The 22,429-nt window shown below is 34.5% G+C and carries 26 protein-coding genes; 18 read left to right on the top strand and 8 right to left on the bottom strand.

Features of this window, described 5'->3' with window-relative positions; translation table 11 throughout:
- Positions 1-8: 8 nt before the first annotated feature.
- From F3H00_RS03185 to F3H00_RS03125, 14 genes are all read left to right on the top strand, one after another.
- Complete coding sequence (locus tag F3H00_RS03185) at positions 9-455, top strand: hypothetical protein (protein ID WP_148800573.1); 447 nt, start codon at positions 9-11, stop codon at positions 453-455.
- Entirely contained in the window at positions 452-718 is a 267-nt protein-coding gene (locus F3H00_RS03180; RefSeq protein WP_148800575.1) for a hypothetical protein, read from the top strand. Before F3H00_RS03185 ends, F3H00_RS03180 begins: the two co-directional genes overlap by 4 nt.
- Positions 715-855, top strand: a complete 141-nt coding sequence (locus F3H00_RS10295) for a hypothetical protein (RefSeq protein WP_187424124.1) — start codon at positions 715-717, stop codon at positions 853-855. The genes F3H00_RS03180 and F3H00_RS10295 overlap by 4 nt, the downstream gene beginning before the upstream one ends.
- The gene (locus F3H00_RS03175) at positions 855-1,481 is read left to right on the top strand and encodes a DUF7338 family protein (RefSeq protein ID WP_148800577.1); all 627 of its coding nucleotides are present in this window, start codon (positions 855-857) and stop codon (positions 1,479-1,481) included. Before F3H00_RS10295 ends, F3H00_RS03175 begins: the two co-directional genes overlap by 1 nt.
- The gene (locus F3H00_RS03170) at positions 1,478-1,828 is read left to right on the top strand and encodes a hypothetical protein (RefSeq protein WP_148800579.1); all 351 of its coding nucleotides are present in this window, start codon (positions 1,478-1,480) and stop codon (positions 1,826-1,828) included. Before F3H00_RS03175 ends, F3H00_RS03170 begins: the two co-directional genes overlap by 4 nt.
- Positions 1,809-2,057, top strand: a complete 249-nt coding sequence (locus tag F3H00_RS03165) for a hypothetical protein (protein WP_148800581.1) — start codon at positions 1,809-1,811, stop codon at positions 2,055-2,057. The genes F3H00_RS03170 and F3H00_RS03165 overlap by 20 nt, the downstream gene beginning before the upstream one ends.
- Before the next feature lie 96 nt (positions 2,058-2,153).
- Positions 2,154-2,510, top strand: a complete 357-nt coding sequence (locus F3H00_RS03160) for a phage holin family protein (protein ID WP_021091152.1) — start codon at positions 2,154-2,156, stop codon at positions 2,508-2,510.
- An 11-nt stretch (positions 2,511-2,521) separates the two neighbouring features.
- Positions 2,522-3,076, top strand: coding sequence for a putative peptidoglycan-binding domain-containing protein (locus F3H00_RS03155; RefSeq protein ID WP_148800583.1), 555 nt, complete (start codon positions 2,522-2,524; stop codon positions 3,074-3,076).
- Positions 3,076-3,342 carry a hypothetical protein gene (locus tag F3H00_RS03150; RefSeq protein ID WP_148800585.1) on the top strand — a complete coding sequence of 89 codons (267 nt, stop codon included), beginning with the start codon at positions 3,076-3,078 and terminating at the stop codon, positions 3,340-3,342. The genes F3H00_RS03155 and F3H00_RS03150 overlap by 1 nt, the downstream gene beginning before the upstream one ends.
- Positions 3,332-3,982 carry a hypothetical protein gene (locus F3H00_RS03145; RefSeq protein ID WP_148800586.1) on the top strand — a complete coding sequence of 217 codons (651 nt, stop codon included), beginning with the start codon at positions 3,332-3,334 and terminating at the stop codon, positions 3,980-3,982. Before F3H00_RS03150 ends, F3H00_RS03145 begins: the two co-directional genes overlap by 11 nt.
- The gene (locus F3H00_RS03140) at positions 3,979-5,754 is read left to right on the top strand and encodes a hypothetical protein (protein ID WP_148800588.1); all 1,776 of its coding nucleotides are present in this window, start codon (positions 3,979-3,981) and stop codon (positions 5,752-5,754) included. The genes F3H00_RS03145 and F3H00_RS03140 overlap by 4 nt, the downstream gene beginning before the upstream one ends.
- 285 nt (positions 5,755-6,039) lie before the next feature.
- On the top strand, positions 6,040-7,350 hold the full coding sequence (locus F3H00_RS03135) for a tyrosine-type recombinase/integrase (protein WP_149703700.1): 1,311 nt from the start codon (positions 6,040-6,042) through the stop codon (positions 7,348-7,350).
- A gap of 29 nt (positions 7,351-7,379) precedes the next feature.
- Positions 7,380-9,008 carry a phage integrase SAM-like domain-containing protein gene (locus F3H00_RS03130; RefSeq protein WP_149703699.1) on the top strand — a complete coding sequence of 543 codons (1,629 nt, stop codon included), beginning with the start codon at positions 7,380-7,382 and terminating at the stop codon, positions 9,006-9,008.
- The gene (locus tag F3H00_RS03125; protein ID WP_149703698.1) at positions 9,005-9,445 is read left to right on the top strand and encodes a hypothetical protein; all 441 of its coding nucleotides are present in this window, start codon (positions 9,005-9,007) and stop codon (positions 9,443-9,445) included. The genes F3H00_RS03130 and F3H00_RS03125 overlap by 4 nt, the downstream gene beginning before the upstream one ends.
- A 439-nt stretch (positions 9,446-9,884) precedes the next feature.
- Here F3H00_RS03125 and F3H00_RS03120 read toward each other — a convergent pair whose 3' ends face one another.
- The 6 genes from F3H00_RS03120 to F3H00_RS03095 all read right to left on the bottom strand — a co-directional run bounded on the left by F3H00_RS03120 (position 9,885) and on the right by F3H00_RS03095 (position 15,790).
- Entirely contained in the window at positions 9,885-11,432 is a 1,548-nt protein-coding gene (locus tag F3H00_RS03120) for a type IV secretory system conjugative DNA transfer family protein (protein ID WP_149703697.1), read from the bottom strand.
- 1 nt (position 11,433) lies between these two features.
- On the bottom strand, positions 11,434-11,991 hold the full coding sequence (locus F3H00_RS03115) for a ClpP family protease (RefSeq protein ID WP_149703696.1): 558 nt from the start codon (positions 11,989-11,991) through the stop codon (positions 11,434-11,436).
- A gap of 109 nt (positions 11,992-12,100) precedes the next feature.
- Positions 12,101-13,450: a hypothetical protein gene (locus F3H00_RS03110; protein ID WP_149703695.1), complete on the bottom strand. Its 1,350-nt coding sequence runs from the start codon at positions 13,448-13,450 to the stop codon at positions 12,101-12,103.
- A 215-nt stretch (positions 13,451-13,665) separates the two neighbouring features.
- Entirely contained in the window at positions 13,666-14,277 is a 612-nt protein-coding gene (locus F3H00_RS03105; protein ID WP_149703694.1) for a hypothetical protein, read from the bottom strand.
- Between the two features lie 10 nt (positions 14,278-14,287).
- Entirely contained in the window at positions 14,288-15,229 is a 942-nt protein-coding gene (locus F3H00_RS03100) for a hypothetical protein (protein WP_107792765.1), read from the bottom strand.
- Between the two features lie 129 nt (positions 15,230-15,358).
- Positions 15,359-15,790 (bottom strand): hypothetical protein, encoded by a 432-nt coding sequence (locus F3H00_RS03095; protein ID WP_103641169.1) that lies wholly within the window; start codon positions 15,788-15,790, stop codon positions 15,359-15,361.
- Between the two features lie 352 nt (positions 15,791-16,142).
- Here F3H00_RS03095 and F3H00_RS03090 point away from each other — a divergent pair, with 352 nt between their 5' ends.
- The 4 genes from F3H00_RS03090 (at position 16,143) to F3H00_RS03075 (ending at position 21,334) form a co-directional block, all read left to right on the top strand.
- A complete protein-coding gene (locus F3H00_RS03090) occupies positions 16,143-16,595 on the top strand; it encodes an Lcl C-terminal domain-containing protein (RefSeq protein ID WP_103644365.1) in 453 nt (150 codons plus the stop codon).
- Positions 16,596-16,696: 101 nt separating this feature from the next.
- The gene (locus tag F3H00_RS03085; protein ID WP_149703693.1) at positions 16,697-18,358 is read left to right on the top strand and encodes an McrB family protein; all 1,662 of its coding nucleotides are present in this window, start codon (positions 16,697-16,699) and stop codon (positions 18,356-18,358) included.
- 4 nt (positions 18,359-18,362) lie between these two features.
- Positions 18,363-19,643 carry a 5-methylcytosine restriction system specificity protein McrC gene (locus F3H00_RS03080; protein WP_149703692.1) on the top strand — a complete coding sequence of 427 codons (1,281 nt, stop codon included), beginning with the start codon at positions 18,363-18,365 and terminating at the stop codon, positions 19,641-19,643.
- Positions 19,644-20,083: 440 nt separating this feature from the next.
- Positions 20,084-21,334 carry a coiled-coil domain-containing protein gene (locus tag F3H00_RS03075; RefSeq protein WP_149703691.1) on the top strand — a complete coding sequence of 417 codons (1,251 nt, stop codon included), beginning with the start codon at positions 20,084-20,086 and terminating at the stop codon, positions 21,332-21,334.
- A 10-nt stretch (positions 21,335-21,344) separates the two neighbouring features.
- Here F3H00_RS03075 and F3H00_RS03070 read toward each other — a convergent pair whose 3' ends face one another.
- The gene (locus tag F3H00_RS03070) at positions 21,345-21,632 is read right to left on the bottom strand and encodes a type II toxin-antitoxin system RelE/ParE family toxin (RefSeq protein WP_103644369.1); all 288 of its coding nucleotides are present in this window, start codon (positions 21,630-21,632) and stop codon (positions 21,345-21,347) included.
- Positions 21,633-21,884, bottom strand: a complete 252-nt coding sequence (locus F3H00_RS03065) for a hypothetical protein (RefSeq protein WP_148800801.1) — start codon at positions 21,882-21,884, stop codon at positions 21,633-21,635.
- Positions 21,885-22,429 lie beyond the last annotated feature (545 nt).

The following is a 22,429-nucleotide window of genomic DNA, read 5'->3' as shown; positions in this document are numbered from 1 at the left end:
AGCAACTTATGAAAATTTATATTTTTGACACAAAAAATGGTGAGTTTTTACACAAGTCAGAAGCTCAAATAGACCCACTAGCAAGTAGCAAGGGCGAAACAATCTATCTAATGCCTCCAAACGCAACACAGATCGCACCAACTGAGCCAAAAGCTGGTTACGCAAATGTTTTTATTAATGGAAAGTGGGAGCAAATCAAAGACGAGCGAGGCGAAACCTACTATGACAATGACAACAATGTCCTAATAATAACCGAATTAGGACAAGAAAAGGGGCTAAGTAAAGAGCCAAAGGTAGATGAAAAAGCTATGCAACTAGTAGAGCTTGAAAACGAAATTAATGAGTGCGAGAACTATATCCGCCACGCTCTAATCATCGGTAACACTGCCGTGTTAGAGAGCTTAAGGGCGGAGTTAAAAGAGCTAATCACTCAAAGAGAGGAGCTAAGAAAATGAGCTATTTCTTAATCTGCGTTTTATCGCTTGTTTTGGGCGTTTTGTTATGCCCTATCGTGATTTTTTTGCGTGCTAGAAAATGCGAGGGCTGGGACAGCTCAAATATGACAAACATTTTAAGAGTGTTTAGTCATTTGGCGACACACCCTGATGACTTTAGCAGGTTTCAGTATGAAGATGGCAAGAAACCATTTTGGTACTTGAGCGGCGATGAATTTTCGGACATAGTCCGAACAAGACCAACACAAAAGGATAAGAAATGAGACTAAAGGTAAAGAGATGCGAAGTCTGTGCATCAAAACTCGATAAAGACGAAAAATGCACTTGGGACGGCTGCCCTAAGTGCCCTAACTATAAAGCAAAAGAGCAAGAAAAGCCAAAAGATAAAAAGGATGAGTAATGCTTAAATTTAGAGAGCTTTTACAGCTCTTTTGCATAGTAATCGTTGAGCTACCGCTTGAGATAGCTGGCTATATAGTAGTGCCGATCGCTCTGCTTTTTTGCAACAAACAAAGCGAACACTTGCCAAAGTGGGCTAGATTTTTTGAGGACGCTAGTGATCTATATGACGGCGAAAACTCGGCGATAAACGGAGATAGCGGATGGCGTAAAGAACACTATCCAAATGGCAAAAATAAAACATATCTTGCACGTCTTTTATGGCTATATAGAAATCGTATTGGCTACTTTTCAAGCAGAATAAACGGCGTAAAAGTGAGCGAAATAGACCCATCAAGTGTGAGAACACAAGGCAATATCAAGGTAACGAGTAACGGCGGAGTGATAAGCGACTTTTGCAAAGTAACTTGTATTTTAAAAGATGGCCGTTCACACTTTGGCTTATATAAAACTATCCTCTACAAAGGCTTTTTAAGTGGCTTTTATTGCCGTATCTATGTAGGTTGGAAGCTGCTCGACGTGGCAGAGATGAACGAATACAACAAAGATACATTTATGCAGCCAGATGATAAAGAGTACCTTAAGAGTGTATGGGTAATCAACCCATTTAAAAGGGTAAAAAAATGAGCAATAAACTTTACATAACTATCATTTTTGGGCTTAGTTTTGTGTGTGGCGTGCTCTTTTGGCTAAATAGCAGAGCAGCAGATAAAATCGACGAGCTAACGACCAAGATAGCGCTAAAAGAGGCAAGCAATGCAGTAGTTGTTTCCAATTTGGAAACATGTAACGCAAAGATAGGGCTAACAAATGCGACAATAAAAGCCCTAAGTGTGCAAAGGCAGGATGAAAACAAAATAAACGAGCGTATTGTAACTAGAGTTGAACGTGTGGCAGTGCCTATCAAGGACGCCGCATGCGAAGAGAAATTAAGCTTTTACGAAAGGCTTTTAAATGAAGCTAATAATAAGTAGCCTAATCTTGGCTTTTGTTTTAACCGGTTGTGGTGCAAAACCTGAAGTGATCGTAAAAACGCAATATCAAGATGTATATGTGCCAGTGGCGTGCATTGAGAAAATGCCACCAAAGCCAAAATTTAGCCCTGAAAATTTAGAGAGCGCAAGAGAGCTAATGGGCTACTTTCTCACGTGCGAAGAACTTTTAAAAGGATGTGCAAATGGAAGCGATCATAAAAAGTACTAAGAAATTTTGGCTAAATAAGATGGTTGTAGTAGAAATAATATTATCCGTCCTAATAATGTATATTTTTACATATAAATTTTAAAAAAAGAGCGGATAATGGAGGATCTTGTCAGCAAATTAGGTATTTATTTTTGGGTTGTAGTTGTCGGCCTTCTAGGTGGAGCGCTAGGATCTATAAACAACAAAGAACAAACCATAAATAGAGAGCGTAAAGTAGTAAATTTTATAGTTGATACTATTAGCTCAGGCTTTATTTGCTGGATATTTTTTGAAATAGCATCATTTTTTACAAATAATAATGATCGCTTTAGTCTTGCAGTCGGCGGCTTTTTTTCTTGGCGTGGAACAGCGTGGATACGCGCTGTGGTTGATAAAGTAATAGATAAAAAGATTAGTAGTTTTGGCGATTATGATGACTTCTCGCCTAAACCACCTAAAGATTTAAATTTTTAAAGGATAAAAAAATGAAAAACTTTACTAACGCATTTTATACATTAATGAGCTTAGAATTTAATAGTCCTAAAAATGCCCTACACAAAAACCCAAATGAAAAAGGGTTAACTTTTATGGGTATTTATGAAGCTGCTCACCCAAACTGGCAAGGCTGGGGGCAAGTTAGAGAAGCTATCAACGCATACGGCGATCTTGAAAAGGCTAGCGTCGCCCTATATAATGATGACACATTAATCGAAAAAGTAAAAATATTTTATAAAAAAGAATTTTGGGACAAAATGAGGCTTGACGAGGTAGATAGTGAATTAAAAGCGTGTGAGCTTTTTGTTTTTGGTGTAAACGTAGATACAGTACCAGCAGTTAGGGTTTTACAAAGGCTTTTAGGTGTAGTGGTAGACGGCATTATGGGCGCCCAGACTCTTAAAGCGTTAAACAACTATAACGAACAAGCCTTTGACGTTGATTTTGATAGAGCAGAGATCGCCTATTATAGAAATTTAGTGAAAGCAAAACCAGCATATTATATTTATGAAAGAGGCTGGGAGAATAGAGCGAGGAGTGTGTAATGGCTGAAAGAAATTTAGGCGCTGAGATCGATGAAATAAAAGCACAACTACAAATAATTACGAATAAGATCAGTAACCTAGAAAGTGAAGATAGAGCGCTAAGAAGCTTATTAGGTGATTTAAACAACGCTATTAACTCGCTTAGTTCAAGAGTTGGTGCAATAGAAACAAATGGGCTAAAAACGGCCATAGGTGACATAAAAACAGACCTAAATTTACAGAGAATGAAAGTAACTAGATTGGAGCGAAGAGACAATGGATTTTAAAAACGCATATTTAGAAAGAACGAGAGAGTTATTAAAATTAAGCATCGGAGCGGACACACCATATCAAGAAACACTAAAATATCTTGATGATTGTTTTGAGAAATACGAAATACCAAATCAACACAGAATAAACGTACTTTCTCAAATGCTGCCACTAATCACGACGCAATTTACTATTACGGCTATGCAAACTGGGCTTGAGCTAACACAACAAGACCTAAGCTTTGAGCTATCGCTCAAAAACCTTGAAAAACAAGCGGCTGCAATGGATGCAAATATTGATGGTATAAAAGAGCAAACTAGAAATACTAAACTAAAAAATAATGAACTAGAGGCACAAGCAGCGGATAAGCTAGAAAATTTAAAAGAGCAAAACAATCTCTTGCGTGCCCAAATAGCAAAACTTGCAAAAGAGCAAGCACTAGCAGAAAGCCAACAGCGAGCGGTAGATAGGCAAGTAATCGACAATAGAATAATCAAATCAATGTCGGTGCTTGGCAACTTCATAGCAGAAAATCAAGCTGGCGGTATGATAGTGCCGTCTGATATGACGAAATACCTATTTAATATGGTGCACGCCTTGATTAAAAACGATATAACGATCGATGAAAACAAAAACTTCACGATGACAAAGAAATGATCGGTTTAAGTGAACTACTAAATTTAACAAACTCTGACACTGGCGATGACTATGAATTTATGGCTGGCGGTCAGTTTGATTTTTATCAAGCAGGTAGTCTTGGCTACTCCGCTTTTAACCTGCCAAGCCCTGATCTAAGGAGCTTTTTTATAGCACAAGTCGGCAACTTAAGTGGTGCAATAATAGGGCTAAATGAGGACTTTGCAGAATACGTGCTAATGCCGATGATCATAGCCATAAATCAGCCTGATTATGATACTAGCCTAAATATGCTAATTGACGGCGTAAATGCTGCGGCAAACATCACTTTTTCAAAACCTAAAAGCTCAAATAGAGATAATCGCTTTGGCAGGATAGACGGAAACGGCTTTGCAAATTTACAAAAAGGCGACTACACAGGGCTAAAAGAGTTTTTAAGTGAAATGAGAAATGATAGCTATGCTGAAAATATCGCCGAGGATATAGGCAAAATGTATGGTGGGGTAGTAGGGCAAGCTTTAGCAGGCATGCTATATGACGGCATCGTAAACGGACGTTTTAACGCCGTTAATGTAGCCGAGGCAATGTATCAAAATATGAAAAGCACAATGACCTCGCTAGCTATACAAAACACACTTTCGGCACTTGGCACTACAATATCGCCAATAGGAGTAGCTGTTGCTGCTAGTCTAATTAACGCTATTGTGACTGAGGTTTTTGAGTTGGCAGTAGGCCTTGATAATCATTTTGGTTTTGGTGGCGACTTAAACGCAGTTGTTGGCAATACAGCATTTTATGACCGCCCTATGAGTTTTGGCGAGTTTTTGCAAGATAAGTTTAGTGGTTGGTTTGGTATACCTGATGCAGTGATAGGGCAAACTGACTACAACGGCAACATAACTGGCGTAAGAGTTGGTAAACAATTATATGGATACAAAATGGAACAAACCTTTAATGATGCACTACATGGAAGACCTGGCACTAAAACACTAACCAGTCTTGATCCAGCAAGAGCAGCGATGCAAAATTTCGCACACAATAAACTAGAGGGCATAAGATCACAAAACTCACTAATGACAAATATGCGCATGGATAGTCTAGGCAGGTTAAACTACGAGATAAATACTCGCACATCGCTACAAAATGCAGGGTTTGATACAGCACTATCAGATATGGCATTTAGTGCAACGCAGCAGATAACAAAATCACTGCTAGATAAAGTAGTAGCTTTTGATTTCAATGCCTTTAATATCGCACCAGCTGGAGCGTCAGAAAGTGATCACGCTAACGCTAGCACAACGGCTAGAGAAAACACATATACTGGCTCAAATGAGTGGGCAAACACCGCTACAAAGCTTGCATCAATAATGAGAAATGGCGGTAATGGACTTGGAGTGTCAGTTGATAAGAATGGGAATTTTAGCTTTTCAAATACTCCAGCAGGCAACATGGTGGAAGCAATGGGTTTGGTTGGGTTTGGTGGGGCTAAAATAAACTATGGGCTTGCTTCAAAAGTAGCGGCTGCCCTTGCTGCTGCAAAAACGACTATCGAAAAACAAAAAGCAGTAGAAAAAGCTGAAGCAGAAAGGAATTCACAAAGAGATAGTTATGGGCAAAAAACAAGAGGCTGGAATGATCACAGCACTGGCTTTGGATATACAACAAGTAATGGGCGGTTAAATCGAGATAGTAGTGGAAGAAGGACGCACTCTAGTGAAAGAACTGGGCTTGGCAAAAAAAGCAGAGGGCAAAAATCAAGAGAAAGACAAGCCAACAAAAACGGACGAAAATAAAATGGTATAATTCTTTAAAAATACTCTAAATTTTAAAAGAAAATATCTTTTTTGCTGACCTTTTAGCTGACTAATATTTTTAAAATGATGTCTATTGCGTATTAAAAGTTAATTTTTCAAATCCCTCTCTGTCCGCCACCAACACAATATTTTTCTTTCCAACTTCCCTAAATTTCGGCGTTTTAGCTACGTTTATTAGCAGATATTTTTGTCCTAAATTTCAGACAAATCAGTTTTGTTACAGAAAATTTGCACTTTTGTTACAGAAAATAGACAGGCTCTATCATGAGTTCTAAGCTAATTACTAAGATAGCAAACAGACCAAATTTCTACTTTTTTGATACCGCTCTTAAAGATGGCAAAAAGCTAACTATTAAATTTTGCCTTTTCACAAAAGATTTAGATGAGGCAGTAAGACTGGCAAAATCTATAAAAGCCGCAGCCAACGAAGCTCTTGCTAATAAGATAACCACAATACATACAAACTCTAAAAACCTAAGAGTCTTAATAAACATCAAAATGCAAAATGAACGGCGCATTAAACAAAATGGCATATTTTTAGATGTTAGCGAATATAAAGAGCTGTCACAAGATGTGATAGCTAAATTTTATAATCTGGCAACACTAGAAGAAAAGCATACCTTAAAAGAGCCCAAAACATTATTGGATGTATCTTTAGGTTCATCACTATCTTTTGAAGCAGTAGCTAAAAGATACGTGCAAACAGAGTGTTTAAAGCTAAAATCCAGTGATAAAACAAAGGGCTATTATGTTAAAACTGGCAAGCTCTTGGATGAGTTTTTTAAAGATCATCAAGGTAAAGAGTTTAGCTACAACGATGCTGAAAATTTTCAAACAACTCTAGCAAACAAAAAGCTTAACAAAAAGACCATCAACAACTACACATCTTACTCAAAAAGGCTCTTTAACTATGCCATAAAGATGGGCAAGCTTACGACAAATCCATTTAAAATGCTTACATCTTTTAAAATTTCGGCTGACGAGAAGTCACCAAAAGACAACTTTAGTCTAGATGAATTAAAAATAGTTTTTGACACAAAAAGGCTTGATCTACGAAACTATATGATGTTTGCTCTTCATACTGGGCTAAGGCTTAATGAAATTTGGCAACTTGATAGCAAAAGCATAGGTGAAGAAGATGGTATAAAATTTATAAATGTTAAGACTGCCAAGCAAAAAGGAGGCCTCAGCAAATATAGGCAAATTCCGCTGCATAAGAATATTGAGTATTTGGCTGACTTAAAGTGGCTAGAGCAAATCAAGAAAGGAAAAGAGAGTAGTGATTATTTCGGAAAGCGCCTAAATAGGTATATTCATAAATCTATCCCAAATGCGAATGTCAGCTTTCATAGACTGCGTGGCAATTTTGCAAAAGCTATTAAAGACTATTGTTTGGAAAATTCTCTAGCAGACTTGACTTCAGTTCTTTTGGGTCATAGCACAGACCTAGCAACTGATACATATGCAAAGGGAGTATCTCTAAAGGCTAAAAAAGAGGCATTAAAGGGGCTTGAAATCTTTAATTTTTTGATTTTTAGTGCTAGCAAAAATTTTTATCGCAAAAGATATAATTAGTAGTAAAAATACCAATAAAGGATTTTCTCATGAATAAAGAGATTAAAAAACTACTTGAAGTCGATGATTTTAATGAATTAAATCATCTAGCAATAAAGTTTCATTATCAAAATGATCCAAAACTACTATCTGATGATATAAATTATTGCCTTGGAAAGGGGTATGAAAGAGCCACAAGTGATAAGGGTAAAAACTACTGGTTAAAAATATGTTGTCATCTTTTTAATCTATTTCCATACTCTGTCCATTTGTTTGGAACTAAAAAGTTTAAAGATATAATGGACGAGCGATTTGGTGCCTTAAATTCAAGGACTGATACTACCCAAAGACCTATCGTCCCAATAGATAATGACTTGCCTGTAGAGAAGATAATAAATAGTTTTTATCCAGCTACACCAGAGAAAAAACTAGCCTATAAGAAAAAGAAGAATGCTAAAGAAATTTCTAGTGGCAATACAGTAGAAGTAAAAGGCGGGCTTATTGTTCTTGGTGCTTTTGTGCCACATTATATTGTGTCAGAGATATCAAACTATGCCACAAAGAAAGAGAGAACAAAAATAAAACCAATCAAACCTGACAAAGATTCACTAAATATATCAACAGTCAAAGATTTAGTTGAAAACTATATAGAAAGTGTTGGATCACGACAAAAACTTAGTGAAAGTACAAAAAAAGAATACAGATTGGTATCAAAACTACTTCAAGATTTTCTTGATAGTAAGAGTATTAGCATAAATGATATAAATTTAATTATCTCCGAAGAGTTTCAAGATGGTCTTTTAAATTCTAAAGATGGCTCACGAAAACGTAGTGAAAAGAGAGTGAATAATATAGTCGGGTTTCTTTCAAATATTTTTGAAAGAGCCGTAAAGCTAGGTCTTATTGAAACTAATTATTTTAGTAAAACATCGCTTATACGTTTTTCTATTAACGAAAAAACTACTAAGAGAAATTTTACTGAAGATGAACTGAAATTATTATTTTTAGGGCAACATGGCATCGAAAAAGAGGTGTTGGACTATTTTCGGTTCAAGCTACATGTTGGACTTCGTATGGAGGAATTTTTTAGGTTGAATGAGAATAGTTTCAAAACAGAGACAGTAAATGGACAAACATACAATTATGTCATTATAGATACAGCAAAAGGCAAATACAGTAGTGAATCCAAAAGAGTAATTGTCCTACATGAAAATATCAAAGACTTACATAATTATAAATGGGTTAAAGCCATAAAAGAAAAATACCCTACAATAAAGTCTTTTAATAAGAAAGCCAATGGTTGCATAAATAAAGTTATAGGCGATAAAAAAATTAGTGATCATCGTTTGAGAGGCAACTTTGCTAAGAGAGTAGTAGAGTATGATCGTATAAACAACATAAGTGGCTCCATTGTAAATGCTGCAGATGAATTAGGACACAATATAAATAAAAACAATAGAAAGAGTCTCGAACAATATAATGACCTAATTAAAGGAATGCTAGGTTACGATCTCTCCGACGCTCTTGACATATACGCCAAGTCTGACTTTTTGAAACTAAAACAAAGAATCATGAAAGCATTTGATGAATATTCAGATATTTTCAAATACTTGGACATACCAAATAATAAGATACCACATATTAAATCAAATAAAAATAATAAAAAGGGTAAAAAATGATAACAATTCATAATAATGAACTTTTGTTCAGACCTGCTTGTTCGGAGGAACTTTATATATTTGATGATCCGTTTGAGACTATTAATGACTGGCTTGATGCGACGATCAAGGGCTTAAAACAAGAATGTCCTTTTGTTTTAAGTGGTTCATATTTTGGAGAATTTACTACAGAAACGAGTAATTACACCGTGGGTGGTAAAAAGGCCGAAGCATGGACCTATCAAGATGTCTATAATTTTTGTAAAGAGCTATACGATGAAGTCTTTAAGATCAGGATCAAGTTGGTTGGACTTTTCTGTCAGTCCATAGGCTGCACGGACAAAGAGGAATTTGATGAAATTTATCAAAAATTCAATAAAAAACTTGATAAGCTTAAAGAAATTTTAGGTGAGTTTAAAATACCACAAGGCATAGATATGCAATATGGTTTTAAATAATCCACGTTTTCTTGTACTCATTAAGACAATATTTAGTTTTTAAGAATGAGCTTAGTAAAAGTTAAATAGAATTATTCGCTTTGAATAATTCTATTCTTTAAAAATAAAAAAGGGATATAGTATGGAGACTAAATTTTGTCAATGTTGTAACTACCTTGGCGTGAACTATAGAGATGGTGTTGGCTTTGAAAAAAATATACAAACCGCATACTCTTACTTCAAAAAAATCTTGTTATGACTACAATTATGCTAGGGGATGCACAAATTTAGGTGAAATATTATGCAAATATGGTAATTATACCAATGCAAAACAAGAGGCAAGAGACGCGCTAAATAAAGCATACTATGAACTAGGTGACAAGAAAGCAATTGAGATACTTAATCAATATTTTAGCTACTAAACACTCATGGGAAAATCTCCCATGAGTAAATTAACATATCATAAAACCTGCCATAGCTCTTCATCTTCGTCATTTGACTCGTTTGCTTCTTGAACTAAATCATTTAGTCTTTTAAGCAGTGCGTCAAGTTTTTTATTTAGCACTGGCACTTCAGACTTCTTTTTTGTCACTATGTCTTGCTTTATGAGCAAAGAGCGCCTTTTAAATAGTTGCTCGTTATATACCAAAATTTCATTATCCCCAAGAGCTACATTAGTAAAACTACTACCTATGCCAAGCTCTTTTTGATAGCTCAGCTCAGCCCTTAAAAGATCCTTTTCATCTATAAATATAGGCGAGGCTTTATAAATTTTACCATCGTGATAATACTCAAAATTTTTTAGCTTGCTAAAATCTTTATCTTCTCCGCTTGCGTATTGTTTGACCGAGTTTTTAAAGAAGTATTGATTGGTTAAATTTCCAACCAACTCTTTATATCTTGAGTCACTACCAAGGCTGCTTTTTAGCACGTCTTCGTTTTGAAAGGCAAGTATGAGCTCGACCCTAGCCTCTCTTAGCACGTCAGCATGGAGATCAGTTGAGTGATTTAGCACACGCTGCGCTTCGTCTATAAAGATACTAACTGGCACCTTCTCTTCATTTGCTATGCGCTGCGCCATATTTGAAAGGGTGGAATTTAGCATAAGCTCAACCGCACTATCTTTTAGCCCTTGAGAATTTACAACGACTATCTTTCCTTCATTTAGTAGCTTGCTTATGCTATTGCCATGATAGTTTAGCATCTCATCGTCGGCTATGCTTTGCAAGGCAAAAAGCATAAATGTGTAGTTTGAGAAAAGCCTTGCTTTTTGTGACTCTTCATCATTTCTTACACCCTCATACTCCTTAAAAGCTTGTATGAAATTTTCAGATTTTTCATTAAACTCGCCTAATGCCCAAATTTTCTCATTTAAAGAACCAGCCAAAGATATTTTTTTTATAACTTTTGCAAATACTGTATCACTTTTTACATGATCATCTACCAGCTTAACTAAGGCATAAAAGTTTTTAAAGTCACCTAGTTGCTGGGTTGATTTGCATAAATTTGCAAAGTTTGGCTTCATATCTTTTACCTTATTTTCTATATGTGGGGTGCAAAAACCTTGCTCCTTAAAGTCACATATCGCTTTCATCATTGAAAGAGACTTTGTAGCGATGTTTGCCGCTAAATTCCCCCAAAAAGGATCACGCTTTGTGCCAAATGTCTTTTGAAAGAAATTCATTAATAAACTCTCGCTAGCATCATCCATTATGTTTATTTTATCGCCCCATGGCACGTTTATCATTACAACATCTTTTAGCCTGCCATGTTTCTTGGCTAAAAATTTAACCTTTTTATGCTCAACTCCTTTGTAGTCAAAGACGAGCATACCATGCCCTGCTTTTATACGTTCATCCATCGCTGGCAAAATCGCCGAAGTGGTCTTACCGCAACCTGTTTGACCTGTTATCATTGCATGTGTAAAGCTAATAGGTATGCTAATAGCGTTTGAGGCAGCACAGAGGGCTGCGCCTTTTGTATTGTTGAGTAGTGAAAAAACTGACATGTTATTCTCCTTTTTTAGTTGATATTATTTCATTTGCTAGGCCATAAGTAATGGCTAATGGTGCGTCTATATAGCAGTCTCTATCGGTGATCTGTTCTATCTTTGCTATCTTTAGGTTGCTATTAGCCTTTATCATCTCATTGACTTTCGATTTGATTTTTAAAATTTGATTTGCGATCAGCTCTATGTCGCTTGCCTGACCTGATGCGCCACCAAGAGGCTGATGAAGCATGAGGCTTGAGTTTGGAAGCATATAGCGTTTATCTCCGTTTAAAAATATGAGCGCAGACATAGAGGCAGCTAGACCCACGCAAAAAGTGTTGATTGGTGATTTTATGGTCTTCATAAAGTCGATTAGTCCAAAGCCATCATATATTGAGCCACCAGGGCCACTTATATATATGTTTATGTCGCTTTGATTTACACTGTCGAGATACAAAAGTATCTTTTGTGTAGCCAGGCAAATTTCTTGATCTATCTGCCCATATAAAAAGATATTTCTATCAGCAAGTAAGCTCATTTGAATGTCAGCTAAATTTAGCTTGTCAAACTCTACCATCTTCTCTCCTTTTTTTTGGTTTTTGTGAGAGAAGTTTAAGATAGCAACTGTGTCTTTAAATTCTACCTATTGCTTCTAGAGCCTGTGACTTGGTGGTTTTGGAGTGTTATTATAAGGTCTCAAATTCATTCATGCTATATCTCAAAGCGGGAAGCCTATCTTTTTTAATGAACGAATTTAAGCTCTCACCTAAGAAATCCTCGAAGTAAATTTTAGCTAGCTCTTTAGCATCTTTGTGTTTAAATGGAGTATGCACGGTAAGGTAGAGTCCGTAGATGTTATCCGTAAGCCACTGCCTTGCATATCTATCTTTGTTTATTTCAAAATTTCTATATGAAAGATCATTTTTTAGATTATTTAGCTCTTTTTTAAATTTATTTAATACAAAAATATTTTCACATTTAAGGGATTTATATATGCCCTCAGGATCTAAGAGTGAGCTATCATCTAAAGATTTTAAGCGTTTTTTGACAAGGGTAATTTCTATTTTTAGCACCTTTTGCTCTATCTTCCAAATTTCATCATAAATTCTATTAAAGCTTCTAAAGAATGTGGGCGAGAATATAACCAAAGAGTCATCTTTCCTAAAACTTATATATCTATCCTTAAAAATTTCAAGCTCAAAAATTTCGGATCTCATATTATTAAAAACTAACGATTGATTGTCTCTGTCTAGCCCCATTACGAAGCCTTTTTTTATTATCAGCACATTCATATGTTCTAAAAATCTCTGAACTTTTGCCTTGTCATAATCATATCCTGAAAGATAAAATATCATACCATCTAGCTGGCTACTTGAAAAGTCTGTGTATCTACACTCCCAAAAGTAGTCTCCTGGACTTAAACACATCATTATAAAGGCAGCATCTTGCATATATGCAAATTTTTTATCATCGTTGCCTATTGATCTACTTTTTAGAGATTTTACATGCTTTTCGAGGTGGAAATTTGGAGCTAGGATGTAACTATTTTTATCATTTATATGCTGTTTTTGGCTAGATAATAAATTTTGATCTAGTTTTATAAGCGCAAAAAACTCTTCATATATTTTCTTTAGTATCGCATTTATATGCTTTCTCTTATTTCTATCTTTTTCATCAAAATTTTTAATGTAACCACGAAGCCTTGGCACATTTACTACTAGATACTCATCTTTACCGCAAACCTTGCTAACTTCATCCATAAATTTTTTAGTCTGTCTATCTCTTTTTTTATCAACCATCTTTTTAAGTATAGTTAGATCATTTTCGTTATCAAACTCATAAAAATTACTAGCAAAAAGAGATAGTGCGTATGTATTTACAAGAGAGTTTAAAATAGGTGTTTGATCTATTTTAAGGTTTTTATTTGGTTGCTTTTTGTTTCTACCATTAAAATTTTTATATTCAAGCTCAAACGGCATGTTTTCTCCTTGTAGTTTTTTGATATCGCCTGCAGTGTTTTGGCACACTACATTCACTAAAATTCTACCTATATTTTTATTAGTTCTTTAAAAAAACAAAGCAATAATATTTAATTCATAAGTAAATAATAAAAATTATTCAAATAAATAAAAAATACGATAATGGTTGCTACAAGATAGGTTGCAAAGCCATATGTGACCTTGCAAAATAAAGGTGATCTTATGCTATTTTAGGCATTTATGCAGTGCCTAAAATAGCAAATATACCAAATTTAGTTTTGATTGTTTTGTGATTTTAAACGCTCCAATTCTCGCTCTAGTTCTCTTGCTCGCGTGCTTTGAATTTGTATTATCTCTAGTCTGGCTATATTTGCGTCAGGAAAATTTTCCAGAGTCTCTCGTTTGCCATTTATATCCATTATTGTTATTACGTATGTTGTTTTTTTATCTTTTGTTATGAGACCTCCGTCTGCTGCTGCATCAGTAACTTCAACATATGATATTTCCTCTATATTAAAACTGGTTGGCTTAAATGATTTAATCACTATAACCCTTTGTTGTGTTATGATTATTCCACTCCCTATATAAAAGATAAACATCTTCATTATATATATGGCATACACAATAAAAACAATTATGCCAGCAGAAAGAGCTAAGGTGAGATTGTTGGAAAAATGAACAACTAAACCTACTATAAATGTAGTAAACAATATCGCCCAAATTAATATTTTACTAAGGTCCAAGGAACTTGCTTTTAACAAAAATTTTCTTTCTACAAACTCATTAGGACCAAGGTTAAGACATTTGTTAAAAGATTTTTCATACATACCATAAATAATAACTGAAACTACCAAAAATATTAATATTTCGATTACAGTAGACATTTTTAATCCTTTAGTAATATCTTTTGATGTATCTTCTGCCTTCTTCCGACAGTATGTCTTCTATGAATCTATATGGCACCATTTTGAGATCATCGCATCGTTGATCTACATACATCTTTCCATTAAATATATACATATTCATACTAAGACAACCTACACCAACCATAAGATCTATAATGCCTTTTTCGTCTAATAGTCTCTCTAGGCTTCCCTTGTCAACCGTAAAAAAGTCTTGGATATCCTTTTCTTTACCATCTTTTATCATCCTTACTTCTCTATAATCTCCTTCTGCATTACCAGTAGTATTCATATATCTTAAAGAGTCTTCGATCGCTATGTCTGGTGAAGAGAAGTAAATATTTGTGTGACCTATCATATGCTCACTGGAATTTAAACTACTTTTTCTATAGCTATCTAAACTACCATACGGCCCTGTATAGCACACATCCTTATTTCTAATGAGCTCTTCTTCATCCGGAGTAAGCTTAATATCATAGTTTTTTACAAAGATAGACTTCAGCTCCAAAACCTTTGTGAGTGCTATGCACTCATTTTGTGCCTTTAGACAATAGCTTGAATCTTGTGGCTTATCCTTATTGTATTGTGTTGATATTATTTCAAAAACTTTTACATTGTTTCCGAATTTATCTTTTTTAAAGCATCCAATATCTTTACCTGTTTTAGTGCATTCTGTCTTTTGTCCATCTACTATTACTTCGCCCATATTGCGGTAGTCGTAGCATTCCCCAAAGTTATCCTTGTCATTTCTTTGCGAATCAAAAAAGTTAAAAACAAGCTGAAATGATAAGTCGTAGCCGCCTGTTCTATCTTGAAGCACATAGATTGATTGAACACCTGTGTCTATAATGTATTTGAAATTGTTAGTAGCACCTCTTTCTAATCCATATACCATACTAGCTAAAAAGCATACAATAAATAATGCTTTTTTCATCGAGAACTCCTTTTTCTATAAGTAAAAATTTGCAAGTATATTATTCAATACGAACTTTATTCAATATAAATTTTTTTCTAACAATATATTTTATAGGTGGGGTTATCTTTGCGGTGAGTAGAAGGCGGATTATAAAAGAGAAATATCCCTCATTTGTCTTAGCGTTTGCTCTTTGTTTTTCTCTAGAATTTCTATTAGCCTTGATAAGAGTGGTTCTGAAGCGTATTGACAAAGATCTATGATACGACTTATGTTTTGCAAATTTGCATATTCTTTATCGTTGTAGTTACACTTACTAGCTATATCTTTTAAAAAGCTTGAGATATTAAGGTCGTCTATAAAAAGTTCTTGTTCGCTTACATCAAGAGCTTTTGCTATATAAGGTATAAGCTCGGCTTTGATCTCTCTATTTCCATTGAGATAGTTATATATAGATGGCAAGGACGGCACTTCGCCTGTGCTTTTTAGCCTAGGTTCAAGATCTATAAATTTTTGGACAAAGTCCTTTTTCTTTAACTTTTTACTTCTTAAGATCGCATTTATTCTTTCATAAATTTGCATTTTATACTCTTTAAAATTGCTCTAAATTAAAGAAGTATAATTGATAAAAAAATACTATATGAATTAAGTATTCAATAAGAATAATTCTAATAAAATTATCCATATAGTAAATTTATTCTTAAATAGCGATAGTGTTTATAAACCAACATACATCATCTCAGGTTAATAGGTCTAATTTCAAGTAAAACAAGAAAGAAAAATGGATAAAAAAAGAGATAGATAATTTTTTTTCGTTTCTAGCTCATATAAAATGGGCTAACTCTAATAGGCTAAGGCAAAAGGTGGCTTTGATAAACGAAAGCCGAGAAAATATCCAAGTGATATATAACTTTAAAAAAGTAAAGGAAGATGGATGAAAAAATACATAACTATATCTTTGCTGCTTTGCGGACTGCTTCACGCAGAGGAGTTAAGCATTGCGTGCTACCGAGATGATGATAAAAACGTAGTGATATGTAGCGAAAAGAATCTGGGAAGACTAATGTGGCAGGATGAGAAACAAATTTTTAAAGGAACGTGGGGGCAGGCGCAAGAATACTGTAAGATAGTAAACCTAGCCGGATACAAAGACTGGAGGCTACCAACCATAACGGAGCTACTAAGCATAGCGAATGAAACAAGATCCGAATCCACTCTAAATACCGCTTTTAAATACATAGCAAAATCCGGCTATCCATGGTACTGGAGCTCTACCATAGGTGATATCGACTCGTCTTTTATAGCGTTCGCGAATTTCTTGAGCGGTCGCGCTGATTGGGACAAAGCTTCTGGTAGCTACTTCGTACGGTGCGTCCGACAGGATTGATCTTTGAAATTTCTTTTTTAAGAAATTCAGACCTAATGGTGACGCTTTGAAAAAGCCTTTTGCTCCCTTTGCGGGAGCTTTTTAAAATTTAGGAGAATAAAATGAGTAACTTTACAGCTGAGCAGATACTAAAGATAAATGAGATTTTTAGTAGGATCGTCAACTGCAAGGGAAATTTGAAAGTGTTTAAGGATTTTGATTGGGATGCTCGCAAGGGGGATGTTATAGCATATAGGGACAGCAAAGGCGTATCGCTATCAAAGGTTAGCAATGCTACCGTAAGTAAGCTTGAGGATTACTACGACTATGACGGCTCAAAGGCTAATATACTTGATATCTGTAAAGATATAACCGACTACCAAGATCTCGGCATAAAATTTGATATAGATGGAAGTGGAAATAAATTTAGAGATGAAAATATCAATAAGCACTTTAATGTATTGCTAGATAAGTATAAAAACGACGGAACTAGCAATGATTTCTTAGAAAAAAACGATTTTAATATTTTATATGGTGGCTTTTACGAATTATTAGTGGTTTGTAATTTTGCGCTAGACAAAGAGGGATATACCATCTTTTATCTTAATATCTTTCAAAAATTAATAGAGTATTTTAGAGACGGTAAAAATAGTTTTTACGTCTATACCCAAAGTGGCATCAAAAATTTAGATAGCAAATATGAATTAAGATTAGATGTATGCTTTAAAATCCATCAAATACTTTGCTTGTTGCTGTCCAATATTAATTGGAGTAACGATGGAAGCGGAGAGCAATTAACCGATGATGAGTTAAGAGAAATTTTGGGCGACCTCTTTGGAATTTTTGCGGATTCTAGAAAAGCTATTTGGGAAGCTATCGGCATAATTATTAAAAATAAAGTTCTAAGAGAGCTTACTAAGGGTTCTAAAAACATCATCTACTACGGTGCGCCTGGAACCGGCAAGACGAAATTCGTAAAAGACTGCCTTGATATTTTAGATCCGAACCACGCTAGAACCGAGTGGGTACAGTTTCATAGCGGTTTTGAATACGAGGATTTTATAGACGGCATAAAACCTATCGGCATACAAAACGGAAATTTAAATTTAGCTTTGACAAACGGCGTATTTAAAGAATTTTGCTTAAAAGCGGCGCAAAATGAAAAAGAAAATTTCTTTTTCATAGTTGATGAGATAAATAGAGCCGACATAGCAGCGGTATTTGGCGAAACGTTATCACTTTTGGAGGAGAATTACCGCGGAAAAAGCAGTGCCATAAAAATAAAAAATTCTGCACTTATGGAAAACATAATAGCATTGGATGCTAGCAAAAAATCGCTTTGCATTGATTACGGTAATTTGCAAACTAAATTTTATATACCTGCAAATATCTATTTCATAGGCATGATGAACGATGTGGATAAGAGTATCGACTGCTTTGACTTAGCTCTTAGAAGGCGCTTTGCGTGGGTCTTGATGGGATGCGATTATGGGGTTGTAGAAAATGCTACGGATGAAGCTTACAAGACAAAATGTGAAAGTTTAAATAACTACATCACTAAAGAAGAGTACCAGCTAAAGGGTAGCAAAAAAACAGATGGCTTAAATTTAGGTAGAGCTTATGAGATAGGGCATTCGTATTTTTTAAGAAAAGAGGTGTTAAACGAAGAAGAGATATGGAACAGACATATAGAGCCTATCTTGAGAGAGTATATAAGAACGCAGTTTGGTGACCGTGACGCGAAAGATAAGCTAAATATAGCTAGGGAAATTTTCATAGGCTAATGCGATGTTTAAAGATAATAGCCTCTGCAGCCAAGAAGATTATAAAAAAGAAATCACCTTTGACAAGCTGGCAAAAGGCAAAACTGATATCATCTTTCTATATGGACGTCATGATAAATTTAAGCCGAAAATAGTAAAAAATAAAAAAACGCACCAAGAAGAAGATGCGCACTATATCCTTAAAAAGTGCGAAGACGGTAACTATATAGGCCGTTTTACCTTTGAGGGGCAAGAGTACGTCATAACCTCTTGTTTCGGCAAAGAACTAGAAGCCGAGCTTTTAAAAACTATCGACTCGGCGTTTTTTAGCTCTGGCGGTAGCGTCGCGGGCGCAAGCGGCGACATCCCTATGGACTACGTCCTTTACGCCTCATTTATCAGCCGCTTAAAGCTAGCCAAGCTAAGCGGCTTCCCAAGTGTTTATAAAAAAATTCCTTTTAGAGACTACGCCCTGCACGGAAGCCTTGACGTTAAAAATTTCATCAAAAAAGATCAGCCCTTTACGGGTAAAATTTCAAGCCGAAAAAGCTCGCGAGTACCTGACGAAGTAGTCGCAAGGGTACTTTTAAGGGCATACGATATCTTGGTTAGAAAAAACACTAAATTCGCACTTTACGACAAAGAAATAAGGAATTTTCTGCTAGTCAATGCTAACGGAGAGATGAAAAGCATTAGAGACATAGATACGGCTTTGAACTCAAAATCCGTGATGAACGAGCTTTATAAAGACTACAAAATTGCTCTTCAAATCGCTAGGATTATCATTTTGCAAGATTCAAGATACACTAGCAAAAACGCCGTCAAAAATCTAAAATTTGGTTATTTGCTATATGCACCTAATCTTTTTGAGCTTTATATTGAGAGGCTCATAAGAAGCGTATTAGGCGAATTTGGCGGTAAATTTAGGCTAGAAACTCAGTATAAAATTCCGGGCTTGGATTTGAGACCCGATTTTGCGATAAAAGATGAAGAAGGGAAAATTTTAGCTGTTTTGGATGCTAAATATAGGCATTTTTATAATGCCTATTTAGGTGAAACTGATTGCAAGAATTTGCTACAAATAAAACAATACGTGGAGAAAGCCGGTTCAAACACTGGAATTCTAATCTATGCTAAAAGTAACGTCTTTAATGGGTCAGAAAACATAAGACATAGTACTGAAAACAAAATTTTTATACTCAGTGTATTAAGAAATGATAATAAAACATTTGCTGACGAATTTAAAAAGTATCTTAAAAAGATTTTAGAAACTATAAAAAAAAGAGATAAGGTGAAAACATTATGAAAGTTGTAGCGTTATAACTATAAGCTTGTTGGATGTAAAAGCTGCTTTGTCTATAGAAGGATATATGGCAAAGATGTTTGTTTTAAAAGAAAAATGGCGGCACTGTCTATGTGGCAAATGATATACAAACAAGCTAGCAGGGGTAGGCATAAAGGACTCATTTAATCTATTCGGATCAAATTTAAACTACGATCCGCTAGTCTCAAAGCCTATACAAGCCAAAATACTTTGAAAAAAGCAAAATCCATATAAGCTTTAAAATAGGACTTGGATTTTAAAAGAATGTAGGTCAAATCTCTCTTTTACATTAAAAAGCCTCGCAGAGCCCAAAAGGTTTAGAGCTCTCTAAACCAATTTGGGCAATAAAATGGTTTAGACGAATGATTTTTGCCCAAACACATATAATTACTATAAATAGATATTAAATTTAAAGAGGCAATATGTTTAAAAACCAACAAGCAAACATAACATTTGAGCTAGCTAGTGACCGCACAAATGCTCACAATAGCAGAGAAGAAAAACCTGGCTACCTAATGCCAAGATACTATCTAAATGAAAAATATGGCATCTTGAAAAAGCCTGTGAGGCACATAAGATTAAATAAGCTTAGCTTTGATGACTTATGGCAAAAAAGAAGAGATGAGATGAAGTATGAAGTATCACATCTTGGCAAGATAAAGTTGATAGATAAGCATAAGGGCAAAAAACCACTAAAACAAAACTGTCACTATGAATGTGTCATAGGACTAAACGAGCATACGCAACTATCAAGCTTACTAAAATCCATAAAAGCTGTAAGCAAAATTTTAAATATTGAACCCATAAATTTATACATTCATAGTGATGAGGGGCACCTTTTGAGAAAGAGCGATAACAAGGAGATATTTCCACTATTTCATGATGAAAATGGCAAACTAGGTGGCACATACATTACGGATAAGGATGGCAGGGCTTATTATATACATATAAAAGAAAGCATAAATGGCAAACAATACTATGAAAAAGGGGCTGAACTAGAATATGAAAAATTTGAGCCAATATTTCAAAAGCATGCTCATGTGGAATGGAATAGCTTAGTAAATGGTAGAAACCAAATGCAAAGATTCAAAAAAAACACAACCGATCCGAATTTAGATTATAAAACTGTTTTTAAAACCGTATATAACATAAATTCTGAAATTTTAGGAATGATAAAAGGTGGTGGTGGCAGTAGGCATAAAAAACTAAAAGCTTTTAGAATAGCCAGCGAAAATGATAAGCTAACACAAAAGATAGAAGAGCTAAAAGCTATCATAGAAAAAGACGAGACATATATAGATATTATTTCTAAGTATAGTGAAGATCAAAAGGTAAATATAAAAGATCTAGAATATGAAAATGAAATACTAAGAACAAGGCTCAATGATCAAGAAAGCTTATATAAAGCACAAGAAGTTGAGCTACAAGTTACTAAAAATGAGCTTTGTAAAGCCAATGAAGAGATTATTGAAAAAAATAGCGAAATAGAAATTACAAGAGAAGAAATAAAACAGATGAAAGGAGAAATTTATAGTTTAGTTATGACTCACGCAAATACAAACATCAAGCTAAAAAGAGAACTTGAATGCTTGGGCTTAACCTTTCCTGTGGAGATTAAGGCGCAAGAGCTAAATAGTAATTTAGAAGCTATAGCCTCTATAAATTTAAGCTAATAGCGTATTTCTATGAGTAAGGAGTGAGATTGTGCTTATATATTGCAAGTATTTTTATGTGATCTTGTTCTATACGAAAGACTACCACATACCCTTTAAATATAAGATCTCTCGTGTCTTCTCTATTGATTGTTTTATTTTTTCTAAATCTGTAAGGCATATAAGAGATGCTTTTTAGCCTTTCTAATAGCTTACAATAAAAAGTCCAAGCAGTTTCAACACTATCCTTAGAGTAAAAATCCAAAATTGCATCAAGTTGGCTTAGGAATTCCTTGCTTAAATAAGGAATTTGCTGCATTTAGGCACCGTATTTTTTAAAAATAGAATTTACATGAGCATTCATTTCGTCCATTGAGACATACTCTAGCTCCCCTTTATCATCCATATCAGAAATCCTCTTCAGGTGCTCCTCATCCTCTTTACTAAGATAGTTTTGCTGCTCACCATATGTTTCAAAAATAGCAGCTGGATCTATTTTAAAAAGTAGAGCCTTTATCGCTTCAAGAGTAGTATTATCTGCAGTTGTTTGAATATTTATCATGGTAGTCATAAAAGTCCTTTTAAATTTGGGTAGATTATAGCACTTTAGAGTCTTTGATTTTATTAAAACAAAAATTTCTATAGCTAAGAATTTTAGAAAAAGTTGTCCTTATAATTGGACAAATTTTTTTATTAAAAATACTATAAAAGCCCTATAAAATAACAGAATACTTGTTACAGAGAATTTGGGTATTTGTTACAGAAAATCAGCAAAAATAAAGCTTTAAAATATATAATTCTAATATTAATAAGAAGTCGTATATATTGGACTTTTAAAAGGTTAAATAATGACAAAAGCCATAAGATTGGCGGAGTGTCCCTCTCTGTCCGCCACTACTTATAGATAATCATAAATTTTTATTATTGTTTAACATTATTTTTTAAATATCTTTATATAAAATTTTTCGCGTTAGAAAATTGCTTACCTAGTAAAACTTAACTATAAGTTTGTAGATTTTAGACTGATGATTTTTTGTGAAATTTATAAGTAAAAATTTTATAGTGATCACACATTTTTTAAAAAATTATGATTTTTTTGGTTATATTGTTGTTTCA

This window comes from Campylobacter concisus, from assembly GCF_902460845.1.
GTDB classification, from domain to species: domain Bacteria; phylum Campylobacterota; class Campylobacteria; order Campylobacterales; family Campylobacteraceae; genus Campylobacter_A; species Campylobacter_A concisus_X.
Note: the sequence above shows the minus strand (reverse complement) of the source record. Positions and strands in the feature narration are given on the sequence as shown.

Coding starts and splice junctions, on each gene's coding strand:
- F3H00_RS03095 (WP_103641169.1), bottom strand. CDS start 15,790: ATGCAAATTTATGAAAGAATAAATGCGATCTTAAGAAGTAAAAAGTTA.
- F3H00_RS10295 (WP_187424124.1), top strand. CDS start 715: ATGAGACTAAAGGTAAAGAGATGCGAAGTCTGTGCATCAAAACTCGAT.
- F3H00_RS03170 (WP_148800579.1), top strand. CDS start 1,478: ATGAGCAATAAACTTTACATAACTATCATTTTTGGGCTTAGTTTTGTG.
- F3H00_RS03070 (WP_103644369.1), bottom strand. CDS start 21,632: ATGCAGCAAATTCCTTATTTAAGCAAGGAATTCCTAAGCCAACTTGAT.
- F3H00_RS03075 (WP_149703691.1), top strand. CDS start 20,084: ATGTTTAAAAACCAACAAGCAAACATAACATTTGAGCTAGCTAGTGAC.
- F3H00_RS03140 (WP_148800588.1), top strand. CDS start 3,979: ATGATCGGTTTAAGTGAACTACTAAATTTAACAAACTCTGACACTGGC.
- F3H00_RS03155 (WP_148800583.1), top strand. CDS start 2,522: ATGAAAAACTTTACTAACGCATTTTATACATTAATGAGCTTAGAATTT.
- F3H00_RS03080 (WP_149703692.1), top strand. CDS start 18,363: ATGTTTAAAGATAATAGCCTCTGCAGCCAAGAAGATTATAAAAAAGAA.
- F3H00_RS03180 (WP_148800575.1), top strand. CDS start 452: ATGAGCTATTTCTTAATCTGCGTTTTATCGCTTGTTTTGGGCGTTTTG.
- F3H00_RS03100 (WP_107792765.1), bottom strand. CDS start 15,229: ATGAAAAAAGCATTATTTATTGTATGCTTTTTAGCTAGTATGGTATAT.
- F3H00_RS03120 (WP_149703697.1), bottom strand. CDS start 11,432: ATGTCAGTTTTTTCACTACTCAACAATACAAAAGGCGCAGCCCTCTGT.
- F3H00_RS03130 (WP_149703699.1), top strand. CDS start 7,380: ATGAATAAAGAGATTAAAAAACTACTTGAAGTCGATGATTTTAATGAA.
- F3H00_RS03185 (WP_148800573.1), top strand. CDS start 9: ATGAAAATTTATATTTTTGACACAAAAAATGGTGAGTTTTTACACAAG.
- F3H00_RS03115 (WP_149703696.1), bottom strand. CDS start 11,991: ATGGTAGAGTTTGACAAGCTAAATTTAGCTGACATTCAAATGAGCTTA.
- F3H00_RS03105 (WP_149703694.1), bottom strand. CDS start 14,277: ATGTCTACTGTAATCGAAATATTAATATTTTTGGTAGTTTCAGTTATT.
- F3H00_RS03165 (WP_148800581.1), top strand. CDS start 1,809: ATGAAGCTAATAATAAGTAGCCTAATCTTGGCTTTTGTTTTAACCGGT.
- F3H00_RS03085 (WP_149703693.1), top strand. CDS start 16,697: ATGAGTAACTTTACAGCTGAGCAGATACTAAAGATAAATGAGATTTTT.
- F3H00_RS03065 (WP_148800801.1), bottom strand. CDS start 21,884: ATGACTACCATGATAAATATTCAAACAACTGCAGATAATACTACTCTT.
- F3H00_RS03175 (WP_148800577.1), top strand. CDS start 855: ATGCTTAAATTTAGAGAGCTTTTACAGCTCTTTTGCATAGTAATCGTT.
- F3H00_RS03145 (WP_148800586.1), top strand. CDS start 3,332: ATGGATTTTAAAAACGCATATTTAGAAAGAACGAGAGAGTTATTAAAA.
- F3H00_RS03150 (WP_148800585.1), top strand. CDS start 3,076: ATGGCTGAAAGAAATTTAGGCGCTGAGATCGATGAAATAAAAGCACAA.
- F3H00_RS03125 (WP_149703698.1), top strand. CDS start 9,005: ATGATAACAATTCATAATAATGAACTTTTGTTCAGACCTGCTTGTTCG.
- F3H00_RS03090 (WP_103644365.1), top strand. CDS start 16,143: ATGAAAAAATACATAACTATATCTTTGCTGCTTTGCGGACTGCTTCAC.
- F3H00_RS03135 (WP_149703700.1), top strand. CDS start 6,040: ATGAGTTCTAAGCTAATTACTAAGATAGCAAACAGACCAAATTTCTAC.
- F3H00_RS03160 (WP_021091152.1), top strand. CDS start 2,154: ATGGAGGATCTTGTCAGCAAATTAGGTATTTATTTTTGGGTTGTAGTT.